General features: G+C 59.5%; 19 protein-coding genes. 15 read left to right on the forward strand and 4 right to left on the reverse strand.

All coding sequences use genetic code 11. The features are described from left to right. The first annotated feature begins 184 nt into the window (after positions 1-184). Genes ACZ89R_RS15550 through ACZ89R_RS15560 form a run of 3 tightly spaced genes read left to right on the forward strand, consistent with a single transcriptional unit; the run spans position 185 to position 1195 of the window. Positions 185-439 carry a type II toxin-antitoxin system RelE family toxin gene (locus ACZ89R_RS15550; protein WP_429545320.1) on the forward strand — a complete coding sequence of 85 codons (255 nt, stop codon included), beginning with the start codon at positions 185-187 and terminating at the stop codon, positions 437-439. Further along, positions 423-746, forward strand: a complete 324-nt coding sequence (locus ACZ89R_RS15555; protein ID WP_429545319.1) for a helix-turn-helix domain-containing protein — start codon at positions 423-425, stop codon at positions 744-746. Before ACZ89R_RS15550 ends, ACZ89R_RS15555 begins: the two co-directional genes overlap by 17 nt. A gap of 32 nt (positions 747-778) precedes the next feature. After that, positions 779-1195: a DUF3010 family protein gene (locus ACZ89R_RS15560; protein ID WP_008008110.1), complete on the forward strand. Its 417-nt coding sequence runs from the start codon at positions 779-781 to the stop codon at positions 1193-1195. 131 nt (positions 1196-1326) lie between these two features. Here the strand turns inward: ACZ89R_RS15560 and ACZ89R_RS15565 are convergent, their stop codons facing one another. Continuing rightward, positions 1327-2286 carry a GlxA family transcriptional regulator gene (locus ACZ89R_RS15565; protein WP_429545318.1) on the reverse strand — a complete coding sequence of 320 codons (960 nt, stop codon included), beginning with the start codon at positions 2284-2286 and terminating at the stop codon, positions 1327-1329. 224 nt (positions 2287-2510) lie between these two features. Between ACZ89R_RS15565 and ACZ89R_RS15570 the strand changes: the two genes are divergently transcribed. The 6 genes from ACZ89R_RS15570 to ACZ89R_RS15595 all read left to right on the forward strand — a co-directional run bounded on the left by ACZ89R_RS15570 (position 2511) and on the right by ACZ89R_RS15595 (position 8034). After that, positions 2511-3455: a choline ABC transporter substrate-binding protein gene (locus tag ACZ89R_RS15570; protein ID WP_429545317.1), complete on the forward strand. Its 945-nt coding sequence runs from the start codon at positions 2511-2513 to the stop codon at positions 3453-3455. Positions 3456-3555: 100 nt separating this feature from the next. After that, positions 3556-4443, forward strand: a complete 888-nt coding sequence (gene cdhC / locus ACZ89R_RS15575; RefSeq protein WP_008008106.1) for a 3-dehydrocarnitine:acetyl-CoA trimethylamine transferase CdhC — start codon at positions 3556-3558, stop codon at positions 4441-4443. Positions 4444-4585: 142 nt separating this feature from the next. Continuing rightward, positions 4586-5551, forward strand: a complete 966-nt coding sequence (locus ACZ89R_RS15580) for an L-carnitine dehydrogenase (RefSeq protein WP_429545316.1) — start codon at positions 4586-4588, stop codon at positions 5549-5551. Positions 5552-5717: 166 nt separating this feature from the next. Continuing rightward, positions 5718-6194, forward strand: a complete 477-nt coding sequence (locus tag ACZ89R_RS15585; protein ID WP_429545315.1) for a thioesterase family protein — start codon at positions 5718-5720, stop codon at positions 6192-6194. 13 nt (positions 6195-6207) lie between these two features. Continuing rightward, entirely contained in the window at positions 6208-7371 is a 1164-nt protein-coding gene (locus ACZ89R_RS15590) for a gamma-butyrobetaine dioxygenase (RefSeq protein WP_429545314.1), read from the forward strand. A gap of 399 nt (positions 7372-7770) precedes the next feature. After that, positions 7771-8034 carry a hypothetical protein gene (locus ACZ89R_RS15595; RefSeq protein WP_123359165.1) on the forward strand — a complete coding sequence of 88 codons (264 nt, stop codon included), beginning with the start codon at positions 7771-7773 and terminating at the stop codon, positions 8032-8034. Between the two features lie 105 nt (positions 8035-8139). Here ACZ89R_RS15595 and gbdR read toward each other — a convergent pair whose 3' ends face one another. Together gbdR and ACZ89R_RS15605 are read right to left on the reverse strand one after the other, a co-directional pair. Then, positions 8140-9243, reverse strand: a complete 1104-nt coding sequence (gene gbdR, locus ACZ89R_RS15600) for a choline metabolism transcriptional regulator GbdR (protein WP_008072536.1) — start codon at positions 9241-9243, stop codon at positions 8140-8142. A gap of 532 nt (positions 9244-9775) precedes the next feature. Further along, complete coding sequence (locus ACZ89R_RS15605; RefSeq protein ID WP_429545313.1) at positions 9776-11152, reverse strand: L-serine ammonia-lyase; 1377 nt, start codon at positions 11150-11152, stop codon at positions 9776-9778. 437 nt (positions 11153-11589) lie between these two features. Here ACZ89R_RS15605 and ACZ89R_RS15610 point away from each other — a divergent pair, with 437 nt between their 5' ends. The 3 genes from ACZ89R_RS15610 (at position 11590) to choV (ending at position 14623) form a co-directional block, all read left to right on the forward strand. Further along, positions 11590-12537 (forward strand): choline ABC transporter substrate-binding protein, encoded by a 948-nt coding sequence (locus ACZ89R_RS15610; RefSeq protein ID WP_008072543.1) that lies wholly within the window; start codon positions 11590-11592, stop codon positions 12535-12537. A gap of 65 nt (positions 12538-12602) precedes the next feature. Next, positions 12603-13448 (forward strand): choline ABC transporter permease subunit, encoded by an 846-nt coding sequence (gene choW, locus ACZ89R_RS15615; RefSeq protein ID WP_007907521.1) that lies wholly within the window; start codon positions 12603-12605, stop codon positions 13446-13448. Next, positions 13445-14623, forward strand: coding sequence for a choline ABC transporter ATP-binding protein (choV, locus tag ACZ89R_RS15620; RefSeq protein WP_052966693.1), 1179 nt, complete (start codon positions 13445-13447; stop codon positions 14621-14623). Before choW ends, choV begins: the two co-directional genes overlap by 4 nt. A 197-nt stretch (positions 14624-14820) precedes the next feature. Here choV and ACZ89R_RS15625 read toward each other — a convergent pair whose 3' ends face one another. Further along, positions 14821-16770, reverse strand: coding sequence for a BCCT family transporter (locus ACZ89R_RS15625; RefSeq protein WP_229768770.1), 1950 nt, complete (start codon positions 16768-16770; stop codon positions 14821-14823). 379 nt (positions 16771-17149) lie between these two features. Here ACZ89R_RS15625 and betI point away from each other — a divergent pair, with 379 nt between their 5' ends. The 3 genes from betI (at position 17150) to betA (ending at position 21170) form a co-directional block, all read left to right on the forward strand. After that, positions 17150-17743 (forward strand): transcriptional regulator BetI, encoded by a 594-nt coding sequence (gene betI, locus ACZ89R_RS15630; RefSeq protein WP_429545312.1) that lies wholly within the window; start codon positions 17150-17152, stop codon positions 17741-17743. Positions 17744-17849: 106 nt separating this feature from the next. Beyond that, positions 17850-19322, forward strand: a complete 1473-nt coding sequence (gene betB, locus ACZ89R_RS15635) for a betaine-aldehyde dehydrogenase (RefSeq protein WP_429545311.1) — start codon at positions 17850-17852, stop codon at positions 19320-19322. Between the two features lie 144 nt (positions 19323-19466). Beyond that, on the forward strand, positions 19467-21170 hold the full coding sequence (betA, locus tag ACZ89R_RS15640; RefSeq protein ID WP_429545310.1) for a choline dehydrogenase: 1704 nt from the start codon (positions 19467-19469) through the stop codon (positions 21168-21170). Positions 21171-21290 lie beyond the last annotated feature (120 nt).

Raw genomic sequence — 21290 nt, forward strand, 5'->3', positions numbered from 1 at the left:
GCCCTACCAGCTTTTACCTTCAATCAAGACCTTTCCCACAGGGTTCACCGAGCAAACCTACAACTCCCGCCGGGTAAGGGTTAAAGCAGTTTTTTCGAGCAACATCCCGACAAATTTCGTTTGTTGGCCACCTGAAAAATATAAGCAAAGATTCGCAAATCTTATAAAAGACTTATATTTTTCCATGAACAGCATTCACTGGACTCGAAAGGCCGTTAAGCAGCTCTTGAAATTGCATTCCGTTCATCAGATCCAGGTTCGTGATGCCATCACGGCGCAAGCTGGCATGCCTGATGTAGGCAACGTCAAAGCACTGGTCGGTCATGACTACGCCTATCGACTGCGAGTCGGTAGTTATCGGGTTATGTTCGACTGGGATGGCGCGATCAAAGTGGTCAGTATTCAAGAGGTCAAAAAACGCGATGAACGCACCTACTGAGATTCAAATCATCAACGACGCGGAGGGAAAACCGGCGTTCGTGGTCATTCCCTACGCGCAGTATGTGGCGCAGAAGATCGAGCCCGATCTGATCCCACACGAAGTGGTCAGTCGCATCGTCGATGGTGCGACGCCTATTCGCGCCTGGCGCGAACACCTGAACCTTACGCAGGATGAAGTTGCCAAACGCATGGGCATTTCCCAACCGGCTTTCGCCCAGCAAGAGACGGTCGCCAAGCCCCGCAAGGCAACCCGTGAAAAAATTGCCGCAGCTTTTGGCATCACCGCCAGCCAACTAGCGTTGTAAGCTGAACGCCAGCATCAGGAAAAGGGATTGAAATGAAAATCTGCGGCATCGAAATCAAAGGCAGCGAAGCGATCATCGCCGTGGCCTCCCTCGACGGTCAGGCGCTCAGTCACGTCGCCCTCGCCACCAGGAAAATCGCCCTCGACGAGGACGACGAAGCCGCCAACGTCAAAGTCTTCGCCGCTCAGGTGGCGTCGTTCGTTCGTGAGAACTCAATCGACCGGATCGCTATCAAGAAGCGCAGCAAGAAAGGCGAGTTCGCCGGTGGGCCGACTACGTTCAAGATTGAGGGGATTTTCCAGCTGCTGGAAAATTGCGAGGTGACGCTGCTGTCGCCGCAGACCATCAATGCGCAGAACAAGAAGTTCGACTTTGCACTGCCGGAGACGCTGAACAAGTATCAGCATGAGGCTTACAAGGCGGCGTGCTCGGCGCTGATGAAAAAGTAAGACAGATCAAAACTGTGGGAGCGAGCCTGCTCGCGATAGCGGTGGATCAGTCGACATCAACTTGAATGACAGACCGCCATCGCGAGCAGGCTCGCTCCCACAGGATTCTCTGGTGTTGTCAAAACTTAAGTTCAGACCAGCTCCCGCCCATCTCCGAGCCGTCGTCGGTCTTCACGCGGGCAGCGCTCGAATCTCGCCCGATAGCTTCGGGTGAAATACGACGGCGATTCAAACCCGCACGCAATACTCACTTCCAACACACTCATGTTCGTCTGACGCAGCAACTGCCGCGCCTTCTCCAGCCTTAACCGCAGGTAGAAATTGCTCGGCGTGTCGTTCAGATGCAGGCGAAACAACCGCTCTAACTGACGCCGGGTCACTTTGATCGATTCCGCCAGCGCCAGCGTACTCAGCGGCGGTTCGCTGTGCTGCTCCATCTCCCCGATCACCTGCACCAGTTTCTTGTTACTGATGCCATACCGCGTGGCAACTTCCATGCGCTGGTGGTCTTTGCGCGGGCGAATGCGCCCGAGCACGAATTGTTCGCTGACCTGAATCGCCAGTTCCGGGCCATGGGCCTGGCCGATGAGGTCAAGCATCAGGTCGATGGAGGCCGTGCCGCCGGCAGAGGTGATGCGTCGGCGGTCGATCTCGAACAGCTCCTGAGTGACGCTGAGTTGTGGATAAGACTCCTTGAAGGCGTCGATGGCTTCCCAGTGCAAGGTCAGGCGATGGCCATCGAGCAGACCGGCTTCAGCGAGGATGAAGCTGCCGGTGTCGATGGCGCCGAGGGTCACGCCTTCGTTATCCAGGCGACGCAACCAATGCTCCAGTGCCGGAGTGGCGAACTTCAGCGGCTCGAAACCGGCGACCACCAGCAAGGTAGCGCCTTTCTTCAGCGGTTCCAGCGCTGCATCGGCGTTGACCGACATGCCGTTACTGGCCAACACCGCCCCGCCATCGGCGCTCAACACATGCCAGCGGTACAGCTCGCCTCGAAAGCGATTGGCGACCCGCAGCGGCTCGATGGCCGAGATAAAACCGATCGCCGAAAAACCCGGCATCAACAAGAAGTAGAAATCCTGGGACATGGAGCGCACTCGCTTAGCAGGTAAAAAGAGGCCAGGTAACGAGAGGGCGGTTAACGTGTGGACGTTGATACGCCACTTGCAACGAGCATTCAAGGGCGCAGGTCGCTGCAGTGCAAGAGCTGGTCGCCGCAGTGCGTTTTCACGGGGGCTTTGCTGCGTAACTTGGCATCACCGGCACACAAAGATGACCGGACCCACAATAACGACCTGCCGAGGAACCCGACATGAAACGACTGATCAGCAGCTGTGTTCTTGCACTCAGCGGTACCGCTTTCTTGAGCGCCAGCGTCATGGCGGCCGAACCCGCGTCGTGCCAGAACGTGCGCATGGGTGTAGTGAACTGGACCGACGTGATCGCTACCAGCGCCATGACCCAGGTGTTGCTCGATGGCCTCGGCTACAACACCAAGCAGACCAGCGCCTCCCAGCAAATCATCTTTGCCGGCATTCGCGACCAGCGTCTGGACTTGTTCCTGGGCTACTGGAACCCGCTGATGACCCAGACCATCACCCCGTTCGTCGATGCCAAGCAGGTCGAAGTTCTGGAGGCACCAAGCCTCAAGGATGCCCGCGCCACCCTCGCCGTGCCGACTTACCTCGCCGACAAAGGCCTGAAAACCTTCGCCGACATCGCCAAGTTCGAAAAAGAACTGGGCGGCAAGATCTACGGCATCGAGCCTGGCTCGGGCGCCAACACTCAGATCAAGGCGATGATCACCAAGAATCAATTTGGCCTGGGCAAGTTCCAGCTGGTCGAGTCCAGCGAGGCCGGCATGCTTGCGGCGGTGGATCGCGCCGTGCGGCGCAAGGAAGCCGTGGTGTTCTTCGGCTGGGCACCGCACCCGATGAACGTCAACGTGCAAATGACTTATCTCACCGGCAGCGAAGACGCTCTGGGCCCGAACGAAGGCATGGCCACCGTCTGGACGGTCACCGCGCCGAAGTACGCCGAGCAATGCCCGAACATTGGTCGTTTGCTGAGCAACCTGACCTACACCGCCGAAGACGAGAGCCGGATGATGCAGCCGTTGCTCGATCACAAAGACGCTTTCGAATCGGCCAAGCAATGGCTGAAAGATCACCCGCAAGACAAGCAACGCTGGCTCGAAGGCGTGACCACCTTCGACGGCAAACCGGCGGCTGAAAACCTGAAACTGACCAGTAAATAAACCCGAAATGAACCACCGAATCGCAGCCCGGCCGGGCTGCGAACGGAATCGTCACGCCCTGAGCTACACCCAAAAATCACGCCTGTAAGGAACCCGCCTCATGAACCACGACGTCATCATCACCTGCGCACTCACCGGTGCTGGCGACACGACCGCCAGAAGCCCACACGTGCCGGTCACCCCGAAACAAATCGCCGCGGCCGCCGTGGAAGCCGCCAAGGCTGGCGCCACCGTGGTCCACTGCCACGTTCGCGACCCGCAAACCGGCAAGTTCAGCCGTGACGTGGCGCTGTACCGCGAAGTGATGGAGCGTATCCGCGAGGCCGACGTCGACATCATCGTCAACCTCACCGCCGGCATGGGCGGAGACCTGGAAATCGGCGCGGGCGAGAACCCTATGGAGTTCGGCCCGAACACTGACCTGGTCGGCCCGCTGACCCGTCTGGCCCACGTCGAAGAACTGCTGCCGGAAATCTGCACGCTCGATTGCGGCACTCTGAACTTCGGCGATGGCGACACCATTTACGTCTCCACCCCGGCGCAGCTGCGCGCTGGCGCCAAACGCATTCAAGAACTGGGCGTGAAGGCCGAGCTGGAAATCTTCGACACCGGCCACCTGTGGTTCGCCAAACAGATGATCAAAGAAGGCCTGCTCGATAACCCGCTGTTTCAGCTGTGCCTGGGCATCCCATGGGGCGCGCCGGCCGACACCACCACCATGAAAGCCATGGTCGACAACTTGCCGGCCGATGCGGTCTGGGCCGGGTTTGGCATCGGTCGCATGCAAATGCCAATGGCGGCGCAAGCGGTGCTGCTGGGTGGCAACGTGCGGGTCGGTCTGGAAGACAACCTGTGGCTGGACAAGGGCGTATTGGCGACCAACGGCCAACTGGTCGAGCGCGCCAGCGAAATCCTCAGCCGCCTCGGTGCCCGTGTTCTGACCCCAGCTGAAGGCCGGGCAAAAATGGGCCTGACCAAGCGCGGTTAACCCTTACGCACTTTCCCCCTGTGGGAGCGAGCCTGCTCGCGATAGCGGTTTACCTGCCTCAATTGATGCATCGGATGTACCGACGCCATCGCGAGCAGGCTCGCTCCCACAGTTTTTTCCGAGCCAAATTCAGGAAGTGACCATGAGCTTTATCACTGATATCAAAACCTTCGCCGCTCTGGGCAGCGGTGTCATCGGCAGCGGCTGGGTATCCCGCGCCCTCGCCCACGGCCTCGACGTGGTGGCCTGGGACCCGGCGCCCGGAGCCGAAGCGGCGCTGCGCAAACGCGTCGCCAATGCCTGGGGCGCACTGGAGAAGCAAGGCCTGGCACCCGGCGCGTCGCAGGATCGTCTGCGCTTTGTCGCCACTATCGAAGAATGCGTTCGCGACGCGGATTTCATCCAGGAAAGCGCTCCAGAACGACTGGAGCTGAAACTGGAATTGCACAGCAAAATCAGCGCGGCGGCCAAGCCCAATGCCTTGATCGGTTCCAGTACGTCGGGGCTGTTGCCGAGCGAGTTCTACGAGAGCTCGACGCACCCGGAACGCTGCGTGGTCGGGCATCCGTTCAACCCGGTTTACCTGCTGCCATTGGTGGAAGTGGTCGGTGGCAAAAATACCGCGCCGCAAGCGGTTCAAGCGGCAATGAAAGTCTATGAATCCTTGGGCATGCGCCCGCTGCATGTGCGCAAGGAAGTCCCTGGATTTATCGCCGACCGTTTGCTCGAAGCGCTATGGCGTGAGGCGTTGCATCTGGTTAACGACGGTGTGGCGACCACCGGTGAAATCGACGATGCGATTCGTTTTGGCGCGGGCCTGCGCTGGTCATTCATGGGCACTTTCCTGACTTACACCCTGGCGGGCGGCGACGCCGGCATGCGGCACTTCATGGCGCAATTCGGGCCGGCGCTGCAGTTGCCCTGGACCTATCTGCCTGCACCGGAGCTGACCGACAAATTGATTGATGATGTGGTGGATGGCACCAGTGATCAACTGGGTAAGCACAGCATCTCGGCGCTGGAGCGCTATCGTGATGATTGCTTGCTGGCGGTGCTGGAAGCGGTGAAGACCACCAAAGAGAAGCATGGGATGGCGTTCAGCGAGTAACCCTATGCTTATCGGGCCAGCGGGTCTGGCCCCATCGCGAGCAGGCTCGCTCCCACAGTTGATTTGAGGTGTGAATACAATCCATGTCACCCAGAATATCCCCTGTGGGAGCGAGCCTGCTCGCGATTGCGGTAGTCCAGTCACCCTTTATTTTGGATCACTCACCATGCCCACCCTCACCACCTACCAAACCAAAATCATCCCCGATTGGGTCGACTACAACGGCCATCTCCGCGATGCCTTCTATCTGCTGATTTTCAGCTACGCCACCGACGCGCTGATGGATCGTCTGGGCATGGACAGCAACAACCGCGAAGCCAGCGGCAATTCGCTGTTCACCCTCGAGCTGCACCTCAACTACCTGCACGAAGTGAAGCTCGATGCCGACGTCGAAGTGCACACCCAGATCATCGGCCATGACCGCAAGCGCCTGCACCTCTACCACAGCCTGCATCTGGTGGGCGGTGACAAGGAGCTGGCGGGCAATGAACAAATGCTGCTGCACGTCGACCTCGCCGGGCCGCGATCCGCACCGTTCAGCGATGAAACCTTGAGCAAGCTGCAAGCCATTGTTGCCGAGCAAGCCGACCTGCCCGCCCCCGCCTTCATCGGCCGAGTGATCGCTTTACCGCCCGAAAAATAACAAGGAGCTCGTCATGAACACCGCCGCCGCTTTTGCCGATTTCCGCACCTATCCGTTGATCAGCGCGTTGACCGCCGTGCACACCCTGGCGGACCGCATTCAAGTGCAGTGGGCGGACGGTCGGGTCAGCCCTTTTCATCATCAATGGCTACGGGACAACTGCCCGTGCCCGCAGTGCGTCTACTCGGTGACCCGCGAGCAAGTGCTGGAAATCGTCGATGTCGCGGAAAATCTGATCCCCGACAGTGCACGAATCGATGCCGAAGGTTGTCTGTGTGTCGCTTGGCAGGACGGCCATCTCAGCCGCTTCGATCCGGGCTGGCTGCGAGCTCACGCGTATGACGATGAGTCCCGCGCCGAACGCCGGGCCACCAAACCGAAAAGCAAGCTATGGGACAGCCAGCTGAAGTTGCCGGTGTTCGACTATCAGGCGTTGATGGATGACGACGACGCCTTGCTGCAATGGTTGCTGGCCGTGCGCGACATCGGCCTGACCCAGGTTCGCGGCGTACCGACTGAGCCGGGCTCGCTGAAGCTGATCGCCCAACGGATTTCGTTCATCCGTGAGAGCAATTTCGGTGTGCTGTTCAACGTGCAATCCAAGGCCGATGCCGACAGCAATGCCTACACCGCCTTCAACCTGCCGCTGCACAGCGACCTGCCAACCCGAGAGTTGCAACCGGGGCTGCAATTTCTGCATTGCCTGGTCAATGATGCAGACGGTGGCGAGAGCATTTTCGTCGACGGTTTTGCCATCGCCCAAGCCTTGCGCCAGGAAGATCCCGAGGCGTTTCAAGCCTTGTGTGAAATTCCCGTGGAGTTCCGCAACAAGGACCGCCACAGCGACTACCGCTGTCTGGCGCCAATCATCGCGCTGGATGCTTTCGGGCAGGTGTCGGAAATCCGCATGGCGAACTTTCTGCGTGGGCCGTTCGATGCTTCAGTCGAGCAGATGCCCAAGCTGTATCGCGCGTATCGGCGCTTCATTGCGATGACCCGCGAGGCGCGCTTCCGGGTAATGACGCGGCTCAAACCCGGTGAGCTGTGGTGCTTCGACAACCGCCGCACCCTGCACGCCCGCAACGCTTTCGACCCCGCTACCGGTGGCCGGCATTTCCAGGGGTGTTATGTCGACCGGGATGAGTTGTTGTCGCGGATTTTGGTGTTGCAACGGTAGACCGCGTCATCGTTCATCGCGAGCAGGCTCGCTCCCACATTGGATTTGTGTCGTACACAAATAATGAGGCCGCTGCAGGTCACCTGTGGGAGCGAGCCTGCTCGCGATGGCGCCCGCCCAGACACCAAGTTTCCAGCTGATTCACAGGCAAAAAAAACCCCGATCAAGCCGTGACAGGATCGGAGCTGAGGAGGGTACTGTTGAGGAGCTGTTGCGCGAGGGTGACCAAACCTTCGTGAAGCCAGCTGAGTCCAGTGTGCCCACTCCCATCATTCGCAAGTTAGCCGAAAGCGACCTGTTCATAGGTATTGCGGCCATTGCGACAAATCGTCCTTGCCGCCATCCCCAGCCCCTACCAGAATCGAGCCACGACACCGTTCCCTGAAGAAGGATTGCGTCATGATGCACGCCGATTTGATTGACCAGGAAGACCTGTTGGGCCAGCTGAAATCGTTGGGTTTTCAAGTGCCGAATGGCTCTACAGCCGAGCAGGCTTGCGAGTGTGCGGTGCGAGGCTTGAACGATGAGCGGGCGATGACGCTGCGCACTATGGTGAAGCAGATGTATACCAGCAGCGCGACCATCCTGCCGGCCGTGCGCCAGGCCATCGACAGGCAATTGCTGCCTGCGCTGGCGGAGTATCAGCAAAGCCGTAGCGCCTGATAAACCGCCTTCGCGAGCAAGCCCGCTCCCACATTCGACCGCGTTCCCCTGAGAGAGCTCGGTCGAATGTGGGAGCGGGCTTGCTCGCGAATGGAGCGCCTCGGTTTAGAGCCTTACGCTCGCGAAAGTCGACTCATTGCGCGCCTGACTCAACGCCGACAGCGGCCCGGACAATGGCGACAGCACCAGCGCTTGCGGCAACGGCATCATCGCCACTTGTTGCGTGGTGTTGGAACCCACGCGCTCGTCGCGCGGCGGAATGCCGAAGTATTCGCGGTAGCACTTGGAGAAGTGCGGCGTAGACACGAAACCACATACCGACGCCACTTCGATGATCGACATCGGCGTTTGCTTGAGCAGCTGCCGGGCGCGAATCAGGCGCAGTTTCAGGTAGTAACGCGACGGCGAGCAGTGCAGGTATTTCTGGAACAACCGCTCCAGCTGACGACGCGAAACAGCGACGTACACCGCCAGTTCGTCGAGGTCGATCGGCTCTTCGAGGTTGGCTTCCATCAGCGCGACGATTTCCTGCAACTTCGGCTGGTTAGTGCCGAGCATGTGCTTGAGCGGCACGCGCTGGTGATCCTGCTCGTTGCGGATGCGCTCGTAGACGAACATTTCCGAGATCGCGGCCGACAGTTCACGACCGTGATCGCGGCTGATCAGGTGCAGCATCATGTCCAGCGGCGCGGTGCCGCCGGAGCTGGTGAAACGGTTGCGATCGAGGGTGAACAGACGAGTGCTCATGGCCACCCGCGGGAAAGCTTCCTGCATCGACGCCAGGCATTCCCAGTGCACGCTGCAATCGAAACCGTCCAGCAGACCGGCGCAAGCCAGGGCCCAGCTGCCGGTGCAGACCGCGCCGAGACGACGGTGCTGACGCGCCTGGCTTTGCAGCCACGACACGTGTTCACGGGTAACAGTACGCTGAATACCGATGCCGCCGCAGACAATGACAGTGTCCAGGGGAGGCGCTTTGTGCATGGAGGCGTCGGGGGTGATTTGCAGTCCGTCACTGGCCCAGACCTGACCGCCATCGACGGTGAGTGTGGTCCAGCGATACAGCTCGCGGCCGGACAATTGGTTGGCCATGCGCAGAGGTTCCACTGCGGAGGCCAGAGAAATAAGCGTGAAATTGTCCAGCAGCAAAAAGCCGATGGATTGAGGCGCACGGTTCTGGGGTTGAGCCCCGGAGTTGAACGTCGTCATCGCGGTATCTCCTCACACAAAGCGGGTGTTGGCCTCAGGCGGAGGCTCTTTTTATTGCCATCGTTCTCGCGTGGGAGACGGGCTTTGTAATGACAGAGCAATTGCCATGCCTAAACTTGAATGCGTGTTCAATAACTCCTGAAAACGACGTCGCGATGCGTCTAGATATGGCGCGCAGAGATAAGAGGTCATAAGTGCCATTAGAGGCCGCAAACCCGCTACCCCGTTGCCTGTGAGCAAATCGGTAGCACTTGTGGGAACAGGGCTGCGACGCTCCTGGGGAGAGTGTCACCGCAAGCACAGGTGACGGACGGTCAGGCTTGAATTGGATCCCTGACTGGGGGAGACAGGCTTACCTGTTTGCGACGCGCTAAAAGGTGGCGCGTTTTGGTGCAGGTGTTCACTTAGTGCGCAGTTTTGACTGGTCTGGCCCCTTCGCGAGCAAGCCCGCTCCCACATTTAATCAGCGTCATGCACAAATCCAATGTGGGAGCGGGCTTGCTCGCGAAGCAGGCGACTCGGTATTACTGATTCAACACTCAACCGCGCTAACCGCTAACCCACCGCGCGATGTCTCTTTATATTTGTCGTGCATGTCGGCACCGGTATCACGCATGGTGCGGATCACCCGATCCAGCGAGATAAAGTGCTGACCGTCACCCCGCAGCGCCATCTGCGCCGCGTTGATCGCTTTCACTGCGGCAATCGCATTGCGCTCGATGCACGGCACTTGCACCAGCCCACCCACGGGATCGCAGGTCAGGCCCAAATTATGTTCCAGGCCGATTTCCGCCGCGTTGCACAATTGCTCCGGTGTGGCCCCGAGAATCTCCGCCAACCCGGCCGCCGCCATGGCGCAGGCCGAACCGACTTCACCCTGGCAACCGACCTCGGCACCGGAAATCGAGGCGTTCTTCTTGCACAGAATCCCCACCGCCGCGGCACTGAGGAAGTAATCGACCACGTTGGCGTCGGTCACTGCCTCGCTGAACTTCATGAAGTAGTGCAACACCGCCGGAATGATCCCCGCCGCGCCGTTGGTCGGCGCCGTAACCATGCGCCCGCCAGCAGCGTTTTCTTCGTTGACCGCCAGGGCGAACAGGTTGACCCACTCCATGGCGCTCAAGGTCGAGCCGATCACGTTGGGCTTGTTCAGTTCTTGCAGGCTGCGGTGCAGTTTGGCCGCGCGACGACGCACATTCAGGCCACCGGGCAAGATGCCTTCGTGCTTGAGGCCTTGCTCCACGCAATCTTGCATCGCGCGCCAGAGTTTCATCAGGCCGGCGCGAATTTCCTCTTCGCTGCGCCAGACTTTCTCGTTGGCCATCATCAGCTCTGCAACGCGCAGGTTGTGCTGCTTGCAGAGACTGAGCAGCTCGACGGCACTGGAGAAGTCGTAAGGCAGCACGGTGCTATCCAGATCCACCACGCCGCTGGAAGCCTGTGCTTCATCGACGACAAAACCGCCGCCTATGGAATAGTAGGTGTCGCGATGCAGTTCACCGTGATCGCCTTCGGCAACCAGAGTCATGGCGTTGGGATGGAACGGCAGGTTCTCGTCGATCAGGCGCATGTCCCGGGCCCAGATGAACGGAACCGACAAGCGACCGTCGAGCAGTAGCGTGTCGGTTTCACGCAGGGTCTCGATGCGGATGCCGATTTGCGACGGATCGATCGCGTCCGGCCACTCGCCCATCAGCCCCATGATCACCGCGTTGTCGCTGCCATGACCGATGCCGGTGGCAGATAACGAACCATAAAGCTGAACTTCGACACGCCTTACTTGTTCCAAAAGACTCTGTTCACGCAAACCTTGCACGAACAGCGCCGCGGCGCGCATAGGCCCCACGGTGTGCGAACTGGAAGGGCCGATGCCGATTTTGAACAAGTCGAAAACGCTGATAGCCATTACTGCTGAACTCCTGGATGTGCCTGCTCCAGGCGCAAAAGCGCCCAGTGACGGAGCTGCTACGCTCAAGCTGCAATCCGCCGAGATGGCCGCATCATCAGGCTTTTGTCATGTCGTTCAACGTCTCACACCGACGCACTCATGCCCGCTAGCGCCGCAAGCCGCTTACGCAGTGTTTTCGCCGTTTTTTTGCGGATCAGCGGGGCAAAACGGGCTGAAAAAAGCTGTAAACGACGTTACCGACACTGGATGCGACCATCCCTGTACTGGTTACGACGCACCCTGTAGGCGTCAGATTTTCACTGGTACATGATCGTATCGACTCGATTGCAAGGCGCCGTGGTAGAGCTGTCTCCAAAACGCCATCCAACCGCAACAGATAAGTGCGGTGGTCCAGTCGGAACACTGCCAAAAAAAACACCAAGGAGTCGCCCCTTATGAAAGGTTCCCCGTCGTTGTTGTTGGCCGCCATGCTGAGTCTGCCGTTTCTGGCTCAAGCCGCAGAACCGGCCCAATGCAGCACCGTAAACTTCTCCGATGTCGGCTGGACGGACATTACCGTCACTACCGCCACCACCAGCGTCGTTCTTGATGCCTTGGGCTACAAGACCAAAACCACGATGATTTCCGTGCCGGTGACCTACAAGTCCCTGGCCGACGGCAAGAACATGGACGTGTTCCTCGGTAACTGGATGCCGACCATGGAAAACGACATCAAGGCCTATCGCGATGCCGGCACCGTGGACACCCTGCGCGCTAATCTGGAAAACGCAAAATACACACTCGCCGTCCCCGAAGAGTTGTATAACAAAGGTCTGAAAGATTTCGCCGACATCGCCAAGTTCAAGAAAGAACTCGACGGCAAGATCTATGGCATCGAACCGGGTAACGACGGCAACCGCCTGATCCAGAGCATGATCGACAAGAACGCCTTCGGCCTGAAAGACGCCGGCTTCAAGGTGGTCGAGTCCAGCGAGGCAGGCATGCTCTCGCAAGTCGATCGCGCCCAGCGCCGCAACACCGCCGTGGTGTTCCTGGGCTGGGAACCGCACCCGATGAACACGCGATTCAAGATGAAGTACCTGACCGGCGGCGACGAATACTTCGGCCCGAACTTCGGCCAGGCGACCATCTACACCAACACCCGCAAGGGTTACGCACAGGAATGCAGCAACGTCGGTCAGTTGCTGAAAAACCTGGTGTTTACCCTCGACATGGAAAGCACGCTGATGGGCAACGTCCTGGACGACAAAATGAAGCCTGACGCGGCCGCCAAGGCCTGGCTGAAAAAGAATCCACAGGTGCTCGATACCTGGCTTGCTGGCGTGACCACCATTGACGGTAAACCTGGCCTGGAGGCCGTGAAAGCCAAGCTTGCGCAGTAATGCTTACGCCGGGCGAGTTCGCTCGCCCGGGCTGTTTATTCCCTTGCATGCGGACGTTCACTACCATGCTGATTGATCAGAAAATACCTTTAGGCCAGTACATCGCGGGCTTCGTTGAATGGTTGACGCAAAACGGCGCCAGCACCTTCGACGCAATCGCCGTGTCACTGGAAACGATGATCCACGGTGTGACTTTTGCGCTGACCTGGTTCAACCCGCTGGCATTGATCGGCCTCATCGCGCTACTGGCACACTTCATCCAACGCAAATGGGGCCTGACCGTTTTCGTCATCGCCTCCTTTCTGCTGATCCTCAATCTGGGGTACTGGCAGGAAACCATGGAAACCCTCGCCCAGGTGTTGTTCGCCACCCTGGTGTGCGTGCTGATCGGCGTGCCGTTGGGCATCGTCGCCGCGCACAAACCGATGTTCTACACAGTGATGCGGCCGGTGCTCGATCTGATGCAGACCGTGCCGACCTTCGTGTACCTCATTCCTACCCTGACCCTCTTCGGTCTGGGTGTGGTCCCGGGTCTGATTTCGACGGTGGTGTTCGCGATTGCCGCGCCCATCCGCCTGACCTACCTGGGTATCCGCGATGTTCCGGACGAACTGATGGACGCCGGCAAGGCCTTTGGCTGCTCGCGCCGTCAGCTGCTCTCGCGAATTGAACTGCCCCACGCCATGCCAAGCATCGCGGCCGGTATCACCCAGTGCATCATGCTGTCGTTGTCGATGGTGGTGATTGCGGCACTGGTGGGCGCCGATGGCCTGGGCAAACCCGTGGTCAACGCACTGAACACTGCTGATATCGCACTGGGCTTCGAAGCAGGCCTGGCGATCGTACTGCTGGCGATCATGCTCGACCGTATCTGCAAACAACCCGACGCTAAAGTAGGGGGTGACGCATGAGCATTATTCGCTTCGAAGACGTGGACGTGATCTTCTCCAAAGACCCGCGCGAGGCGCTCAAACTCCTCGACCAGGGCATGACCCGCAACGAGATTCTGAAAAAGACCGGGCAAATCGTCGGTGTCGAAAAGGCCAGCCTGGACGTCGAAAAAGGTGAAATCTGCGTACTGATGGGCCTGTCCGGCTCCGGTAAATCCAGCCTGTTGCGCTGCATCAACGGCCTTAACACCGTCAGCCGTGGCAAGTTGTTCGTCGAGCACGAAGGCAAGCAGATCGACATCGCCTCGTGCACGCCGGCGGAACTGAAAATGATGCGCACCAAGCGCATCGCGATGGTGTTCCAGAAGTTCGCCCTGATGCCTTGGCTGACGGTGCGCGAGAACATCAGCTTCGGTCTGGAAATGCAGGGCCGGCCGGAGAAGGAACGGAAAAAACTGGTCGATGAAAAACTCGAACTGGTGGGCCTGACCCAGTGGCGCAACAAGAAACCCAATGAGCTATCCGGTGGTATGCAACAGCGTGTCGGCCTGGCCCGAGCGCTGGCGATGGACGCCGACATTCTGCTGATGGACGAACCGTTCTCGGCCCTCGACCCGCTGATCCGCCAAGGCCTGCAAGACGAACTGCTGGAACTGCAACGTAAACTGAGCAAGACCATCGTTTTCGTAAGCCACGACCTCGATGAAGCCCTGAAGCTCGGCAGCCGTATCGCCATCATGAAAGACGGCCGGATCATCCAGTACAGCAAACCGGAAGAAATCGTCCTCAATCCTGCGGACGATTACGTGCGCACCTTCGTCGCCCACACCAATCCGTTGAACGTATTGTGCGGTCGCAGCCTGATGCGCACCCTGGACAACTGCAAACGCATCAACGGTTCGGTGTGCCTGGATCCGGGCGGCGATTCGTGGCTGGACCTGGCCGAAGGCAACACCATCAAAGGCGCCCGCCAGAACGGTTCGAGCCTGGACCTGCAGAACTGGATACCGGGGCAAGCGGTTGAAGGTTTGGGCCGTCGGCCAACATTGGTGGATTCCAACATCGGCATGCGCGATGCGTTGCAGATTCGTTACCAGACCGGCAATAAGCTGGTGTTGCATGACAACAACAAGGTTGTCGGGATTCTTGGCGACAGCGAGCTGTACCACGCGCTGCTCGGCAAGAACCTGGGGTAAGAAGCAGCAGACACAAAAACGCCGCGAGAGATCGCGGCGTTTTTGTTTATGGGATATCGGGTAATGCAGTTTTGGAGTTGAAGACCCCATCGCCAGCAGGCTGGCTCCCACATTGGATTGCATCTCTTGTGGGAGCCAGCCTGCTGGCGATGAAGCCGACGCGGTGCTTCGGACCGAAACACCGCGTCCTCGATTACTCAGCTATAAACCCGGCCAAGCAGCTGCCGATGGCTTTCAAACTGATCGAGCACGTCACGGGTGATCTGATCCTGCGTGAAGCCCATCAGATCGTAATCCTGGCTGCCGTTATGCAGGTACACCTCGGCGCGGTAGTAACGTGCGCGCGGTTCATCGGCACTTTCGGCCGACACCGTGTCACTTGCCGCCGCCAGATAACCGTCCAGGCTCACTTCGTAGACAAAAGGGTTGCCCTCTTCCATCTCGATCCGCACGCCCATGCAGCGCTTGGCCTTACCCAGCAACGTCTGCACATCCAGGCCCTGAGCACGCAATTGCACAGCCGCGTCTTCCAGTGCCGGGCTGACGCGCTTGTCCATGAAACGCTGAACGATCGACTGGTTCGGTTGCAGATCCAGCTGGGTCAGACGCTCGCTGAAACCACGACGACCACGCGCTGCCAGTTCCGCTTGCTCCTGTTCGATTTGCACGTCCTGGCGCATGGCCTTGTGCAAGCCGAACATGAAGAACACCAGCACTACGGAGAACGGCAGACCGGCCAGCACCACCATGGTTTGCATGGCTTCGAAGTTACCGGCGAACAACAGACCGATGGTCACCAGAGTGATCACCGCCGACCAGAAAATCCGCAGCCAGTGCGGCGCATCTTCGTCAACATTGCCGCCCTTGCAGGAAAGGTTGGCCATCATCACCGCGCCGGAATCCGCCGGGGTCAGGAACAGCACGAAACCGACAAAAATCGACACGCCGATCACGATCTTCGACGCTGGGTAATGCTCAAGCAACTGGTAGATCGCCATCGACGGCTGTTCCAGCGCCGTCTTCCCGAGTTCCACCGCCCCATGGTTCATCACCAGGTCCAGGGCCGAGTTACCGAAGATCGACAGCCATGCCAGGGTGAAGCCCAGCGGAATCAGCAACACGCCGGCCACCAGCTCACGCACCGTGCGACCACGGGAAATACGCGCGATGAACATGCCGACGAATGGGGCCCAGGAAATCCACCAGGCCCAGTAGAACAGAGTCCACAGGCCCAGCCAGCGGTCGGACTTCTCACTGTCGCCTTCATACACATAGAGGTCGAACGTCTTCAGCACCACGCCGTTCAGGTAGTCGCCGATGTTCTGCACAAAGCCGTTGAGCAGGTGCAGGGTCGGGCCGAACAGCAGCACGAAAATCAGCAGACCGCTGAACAACACGATGTTCAGGTTGGACAGACGGCGAATGCCGTTTTCCACGCCAGACACAGCGGCGATGGTCGCCACGGTGCTCATCACGATGATCACGATCAGCAGATTGGTGTTGCTGTGCTCCATGCCGAACAGGTTTTCCAGCCCCGACGATACTTGCAGCGAACCAATCCCCAGGTTCGTCACCAGCCCCAGCAAGGTCACGAACATGCCGAAGCCGTCCACCGCATGACCGGCCGCGCCTTTGACCCAACGCTCGCCGACCAGCGGATACAGCGCCGACCGCAACGCCAGCGGCTGGTTATGACGGTAAGCAAAGTACGCCACGGCCAGGCCGACCAGTGCGTAGATCGCCCAGCCATGCAGGCCCCAATGCAGGAACGTCAGTTGCACCGCCTGACGAGCCGCGAGATTGCTGCCAGCCACGCCTTCCGGCGGATTGAAGTAATGATCCAGCGGTTCGGAAGCACCGAAGTACAGCAACGAGATGCCGATACCCGACGAGAACAGCATCCCCGCCCAGGCGCCGTAGCTGAAGTCCGGGGTGTCGTCCTTGCTGCCCAGCTTGAGCTTGCCGTAGGACGAAAACGCCAGGCCAACCACAAAAACCAGATAAGCGGCGATCACCACCATGTAGTACCAGCCGAAGCTGCGGGACAACCAGGCCTGGGCAATGCCGAGCATTCTGCCGGCCTCTTGCGGGGCAATGATCAGAATGGCGGTCAACAGCAGGATCAGCGCGGTAGAGGTGTAAAACACCCAACCGTTGACCGTCACCTTCTCGGGTGGGGTCTTTATTAGAGAGGCAGAACTCATGGCACAGATGCTCCAGGCAGTGCGAGAGAAGAACACAAGGCAACGCGTTACCCGACCATTCGGTTAGTTGGCAGCCGACCGGCGGGTGATATAAAGACAGCCCGAAAAAAGCCCGAAACCCCTGAACGCCTGAGCGTGTGGGTTTCGAGCATTTTCAGATGTCGTTTTTCCGCCAACTACGTGTAGGAAAAACCTGTAGGCAGCGACGAATTGTCGCAGATCTTATTCTTTGTTGATTGAACGTTCAATCAAAACAAAATAGACTGGCCTTTAACCCGGTAGCCGTTTTTCGTCCACCGGAAGGCCTAAGGAGATGTGCAAGATGCCCAAGGTCGGTATGCAACCCATCCGCCGCCAGCAATTGATCGAAGCCACATTACAGGCGGTCGATCGGGTCGGCATGGGGGACGCCAGCATTGCGCTGATCGCCCGTTTGGCCGGTGTCTCGAATGGCATCATCAGTCACTACTTTCAGGACAAGAACGGCCTGATCGCCGCCACGGCGCAGTATCTGATGAATGTCCTGAGCGAGAACGTCACCGCGCGCCGTCAGGCGCTGGAGGACACCAGCCCACGGGCTCACCTTCAGGTGATTATCGAAGGCAACTTCGACGCCAGCCAGGTCAATGGCCCGGCAATGAAAACCTGGCTGGCCTTCTGGGCCACCAGCATGCACCACCCGTCTTTGCACCGGTTGCAGCGGATCAACGATCACCGTCTGTATTCCAACCTGTGCTGCCAGTTCCGCCGTGTGTTGCCGCTTGATCAAGCGCGCAGCGCCGCCCGCGGCCTGGCAGCCCTCATTGACGGTTTGTGGTTGCGCGGCGCGCTGTCGGGAGATGCTTTCGACACCGGGCAGGCGCACCAGATCGCTTACGAATACATGGATTTCCAACTGGCCAAGCAGGTGAGTTAGAGCACACAGAACCGCTCAGCACCTGAACCGCTACCGACCGCGACGCCACTGCTACACGGCTCGCCCGGTGGTCAACGCCAACCACTTATGCACTTGCGAGGACTTTATGGCCCGTTTCGAACTGCAAAAACTCTACATCGATGGCGGCTACAGTGACGCCAGCAGCGACGCCACCTTCGAAGCCATCAACCCGGCTAACGGTGAAGTCCTCGCAACCGTACAACGTGCGACCCAGTCAGACGTTGAGCGCGCTGTGGTCAGCGCCGAAAAGGGTCAGAAAATCTGGGCTGCGATGACTGCCATGGAGCGTTCGCGCATCCTGCGTCGTGCCGTCGACATCCTGCGCGAGCGCAACGATGAACTGGCCGCCCTGGAAACCCTGGACACCGGCAAGGCGTACTCCGAAACCCGTTACGTCGACATCGTCACCGGCGCTGACGTGCTGGAGTACTACGCAGGCCTGGTGCCGGCCATCGAAGGCGAGCAGATTCCGCTGCGCACCACGTCTTTCGTCTACACCCGTCGCGAGCCGCTGGGCGTCGTGGCCGGTATCGGCGCATGGAACTACCCGATCCAGATCGCCTTGTGGAAATCCGCACCGGCCCTGGCGGCCGGTAACGCGATGATCTTCAAGCCAAGCGAAGTCACCTCCCTGACTACCCTGAAACTGGCCGAGATCTACACCGAAGCTGGCGTTCCGGCTGGCGTGTTCAACGTTCTGACCGGCAGTGGCCGTGAAGTCGGCACCTGGCTGACCGAACACCCGCGCATCGAAAAAATCTCCTTCACCGGCGGCACCGACACCGGCAAGAAGGTGATGGCCAGCGCTTCCGCTTCGTCGCTCAAAGACGTGACCATGGAACTGGGCGGCAAGTCCCCGCTGATCATTTTCGACGACGCCGACCTGGATCGCGCCGCCGACACCGCGATGATGGCCAACTTCTACAGCTCCGGTCAGGTCTGCACCAACGGCACTCGCGTGTTCGTACCGAGCCACCTGAAAGCCGCTTTCGAAGCCAAGATCGTTGAACGCGTTGCCCGCATCCGCGTCGGCAACCCGGAAGACGAAAACACCAACTTCGGCCCGCTGGTCAGCTTCGCCCACATGGAAAGCGTGCTGGGTTACATCGCCAAAGGTAAGGAAGAAGGCGCTCGCGTTCTGTGCGGCGGCAGCCGTCTGACCGAAGGCGAATTCGCCAAAGGCGCATTCGTGGCACCGACCGTGTTCACTGATTGCACCGACGAGATGACCATCGTTCGCGAAGAAATCTTCGGCCCGGTGATGAGCATCCTGACCTACGAAACCGAAGAAGAAGTGATCCGTCGCGCCAACAACACCGAGTTCGGCCTGGCCGCTGGTGTCGTCACCAAAGACCTGAACCGCGCTCACCGTGTGATCCATCAACTGGAAGCCGGTATCTGCTGGATCAACGCCTGGGGCGAGTCCGACGCCAAGATGCCGGTCGGCGGCTACAAGCAGTCGGGCGTGGGTCGTGAGAACGGCATCAGCTCGCTGAACAACTTCACACGCATCAAATCGGTACAGGTCGAACTGGGCGATTACGCCTCGGTGTTCTAAGGCGATATTCGCTTCGCCTGCGAGGCCGTCATCGCCAGCAGGCTGGCTCCCACAGGAGTACGCATTCCAATGTGGGAGCCAGCCTGCTGGCGATCGAGTGCGCAGCACTCGCCGACCTGACCAACTTCAAAGAGGGTGCATTCAATGTCCCAAGAATTCGATTACATCATCATCGGTGCCGGCTCGGCCGGTAACACCCTGGCGACCCGTCTGACTGAAGACGAAGGCGTCACTGTCCTGCTGCTCGAAGCGGGCGGCCCGGATTACCGTCTCGACTTCCGCACGCAAATGCCGGCCGCCTTGGCATTCCCGCTGCAAGGTCGTCGCTACAACTGGGCCTATGAAACCGATCCAGAGCCACACATGGACGGTCGCCGGATGGAATGCGGTCGCGGCAAGGGCCTGGGTGGTTCTTCGCTGATCAACGGCATGTGCTACATCCGTGGTAACGCAATGGACTACGACAACTGGTCGAAGCTGCCCGGTCTGGAAGACTGGACCTACCTCGACTGCCTGCCGTATTTCCGCAAGGCGGAAACCCGTGACATCGGCCCGAACGACTACCACGGTGGCGACGGTCCGGTCAGCGTGACCACGCCGAAAGCCGGCAACAACCCGTTGTTCCACGCGATGGTTGAAGCCGGCGTGCAAGCCGGTTACCCGCGCACCGAAGACCTGAACGGCTACCAGCAAGAAGGTTTCGGCCCGATGGACCGCACCGTGACGCCGAACGGCCGTCGCGCCAGTACCGCTCGCGGTTACCTGGACGTCGCCAAGAAGCGTTCGACCCTGACCATCGTCACCCACGCCCTGACCGACAAGATTCTGTTCGAAGGCAAGCGCGCGGTCGGCGTGCGTTACCTGATCGGCGCCGCTGAAGAGCGCGTTGAAGCCCGCGCCCGCAAAGAAGTACTGCTGTGCTCCGGCGCCATCGCTTCGCCGCAGATTCTGCAACGCTCCGGCGTCGGCCCGGCCGAACTGCTGAAGAAACTCGACATCCCGGTGGTCCACGACCTGCCAGGCGTTGGTGAAAACCTGCAGGATCACCTTGAGCTGTACCTGCAATACGCCTGCACCCAACCGGTCTCGCTGTACCCGTCGTTGTTGCTGCACAACCAGCCGGCCATCGGTGCCGAGTGGCTGTTCAACGGCACCGGCATCGGCGCCAGCAACCAGTTCGAAGCCGGCGGCTTCATCCGCACCCGTCCGGAATTCGATTGGCCGAACATTCAGTACCACTTCCTGCCGGTGGCGATTAACTACAACGGCAGCAACGGTGTGAAAAAGCACGGCTTCCAGGCGCACATGGGCTCCATGCGTTCGCCAAGCCGTGGTCGCATTCAGGCCAAGTCCAAGGATCCGCGCGAGTACCCGAGCATCCTGTTCAACTACATGGCCACCGAGCAGGACTGGCAGGAATTTCGCGATGGCATCCGCCTGACCCGTGAAATCATGCAGCAACCAGCACTGGACGCCTTCCGTGGCCGCGAAATCAGCCCGGGCATTGACGTGCAAACCGATGAGCAGCTGGACAAGTTCATCCGCGAACACGCCGAAACCGCGTTCCACCCGTCCTGCTCGTGCAAGATGGGCACCGACGAGATGGCCGTGGTCGATGGCGAAGGTCGTGTGCATGGCATGCAAGCCCTGCGCGTGGTCGATGCCTCGATCATGCCGATCATCACCACCGGCAACCTGAACGCACCAACGATCATGATGGCCGAGAAAATCGCTGACAAGATCCGCGGTCGCAAGCCGTTGCCGCGTAGCAACGCCGCTTACTACGTGGCCGGTGATGCACCGGTGCGTGGCAAGCCGTTGCGGGATGTGAGCCCTACCGCGCCATAACCGCTACACCGTGGTGCAGCCATCGCGAGCAGGCTCGCTCCCACAAGTTCCGGGTTGGATTGCAAATTTGTGATCTACCTGGGTCCCTGTGGGAGCGAGCCTGCTCGCGATAGAGCCCGA

This window comes from Pseudomonas sp. TE3728, from assembly GCF_056279145.1.

What these genes read in the sequence shown, in the direction of transcription:
- gbdR (WP_008072536.1), bottom strand. Translation starts at nt 9,243, where the DNA reads ATGACGACGTTCAACTCCGGGGCTCAACCCCAGAACCGTGCGCCTCAA.
- ACZ89R_RS15610 (WP_008072543.1), top strand. Translation starts at nt 11,590, where the DNA reads ATGAAAGGTTCCCCGTCGTTGTTGTTGGCCGCCATGCTGAGTCTGCCG.
- cdhC (WP_008008106.1), top strand. Translation starts at nt 3,556, where the DNA reads ATGAACCACGACGTCATCATCACCTGCGCACTCACCGGTGCTGGCGAC.
- ACZ89R_RS15565 (WP_429545318.1), bottom strand. Translation starts at nt 2,286, where the DNA reads ATGTCCCAGGATTTCTACTTCTTGTTGATGCCGGGTTTTTCGGCGATC.
- ACZ89R_RS15570 (WP_429545317.1), top strand. Translation starts at nt 2,511, where the DNA reads ATGAAACGACTGATCAGCAGCTGTGTTCTTGCACTCAGCGGTACCGCT.
- ACZ89R_RS15585 (WP_429545315.1), top strand. Translation starts at nt 5,718, where the DNA reads ATGCCCACCCTCACCACCTACCAAACCAAAATCATCCCCGATTGGGTC.
- betB (WP_429545311.1), top strand. Translation starts at nt 17,850, where the DNA reads ATGGCCCGTTTCGAACTGCAAAAACTCTACATCGATGGCGGCTACAGT.
- ACZ89R_RS15560 (WP_008008110.1), top strand. Translation starts at nt 779, where the DNA reads ATGAAAATCTGCGGCATCGAAATCAAAGGCAGCGAAGCGATCATCGCC.
- ACZ89R_RS15595 (WP_123359165.1), top strand. Translation starts at nt 7,771, where the DNA reads ATGATGCACGCCGATTTGATTGACCAGGAAGACCTGTTGGGCCAGCTG.
- ACZ89R_RS15590 (WP_429545314.1), top strand. Translation starts at nt 6,208, where the DNA reads ATGAACACCGCCGCCGCTTTTGCCGATTTCCGCACCTATCCGTTGATC.
- betI (WP_429545312.1), top strand. Translation starts at nt 17,150, where the DNA reads ATGCCCAAGGTCGGTATGCAACCCATCCGCCGCCAGCAATTGATCGAA.
- choV (WP_052966693.1), top strand. Translation starts at nt 13,445, where the DNA reads ATGAGCATTATTCGCTTCGAAGACGTGGACGTGATCTTCTCCAAAGAC.
- ACZ89R_RS15580 (WP_429545316.1), top strand. Translation starts at nt 4,586, where the DNA reads ATGAGCTTTATCACTGATATCAAAACCTTCGCCGCTCTGGGCAGCGGT.
- ACZ89R_RS15550 (WP_429545320.1), top strand. Translation starts at nt 185, where the DNA reads ATGAACAGCATTCACTGGACTCGAAAGGCCGTTAAGCAGCTCTTGAAA.
- ACZ89R_RS15555 (WP_429545319.1), top strand. Translation starts at nt 423, where the DNA reads ATGAACGCACCTACTGAGATTCAAATCATCAACGACGCGGAGGGAAAA.
- ACZ89R_RS15605 (WP_429545313.1), bottom strand. Translation starts at nt 11,152, where the DNA reads ATGGCTATCAGCGTTTTCGACTTGTTCAAAATCGGCATCGGCCCTTCC.
- betA (WP_429545310.1), top strand. Translation starts at nt 19,467, where the DNA reads ATGTCCCAAGAATTCGATTACATCATCATCGGTGCCGGCTCGGCCGGT.
- choW (WP_007907521.1), top strand. Translation starts at nt 12,603, where the DNA reads ATGCTGATTGATCAGAAAATACCTTTAGGCCAGTACATCGCGGGCTTC.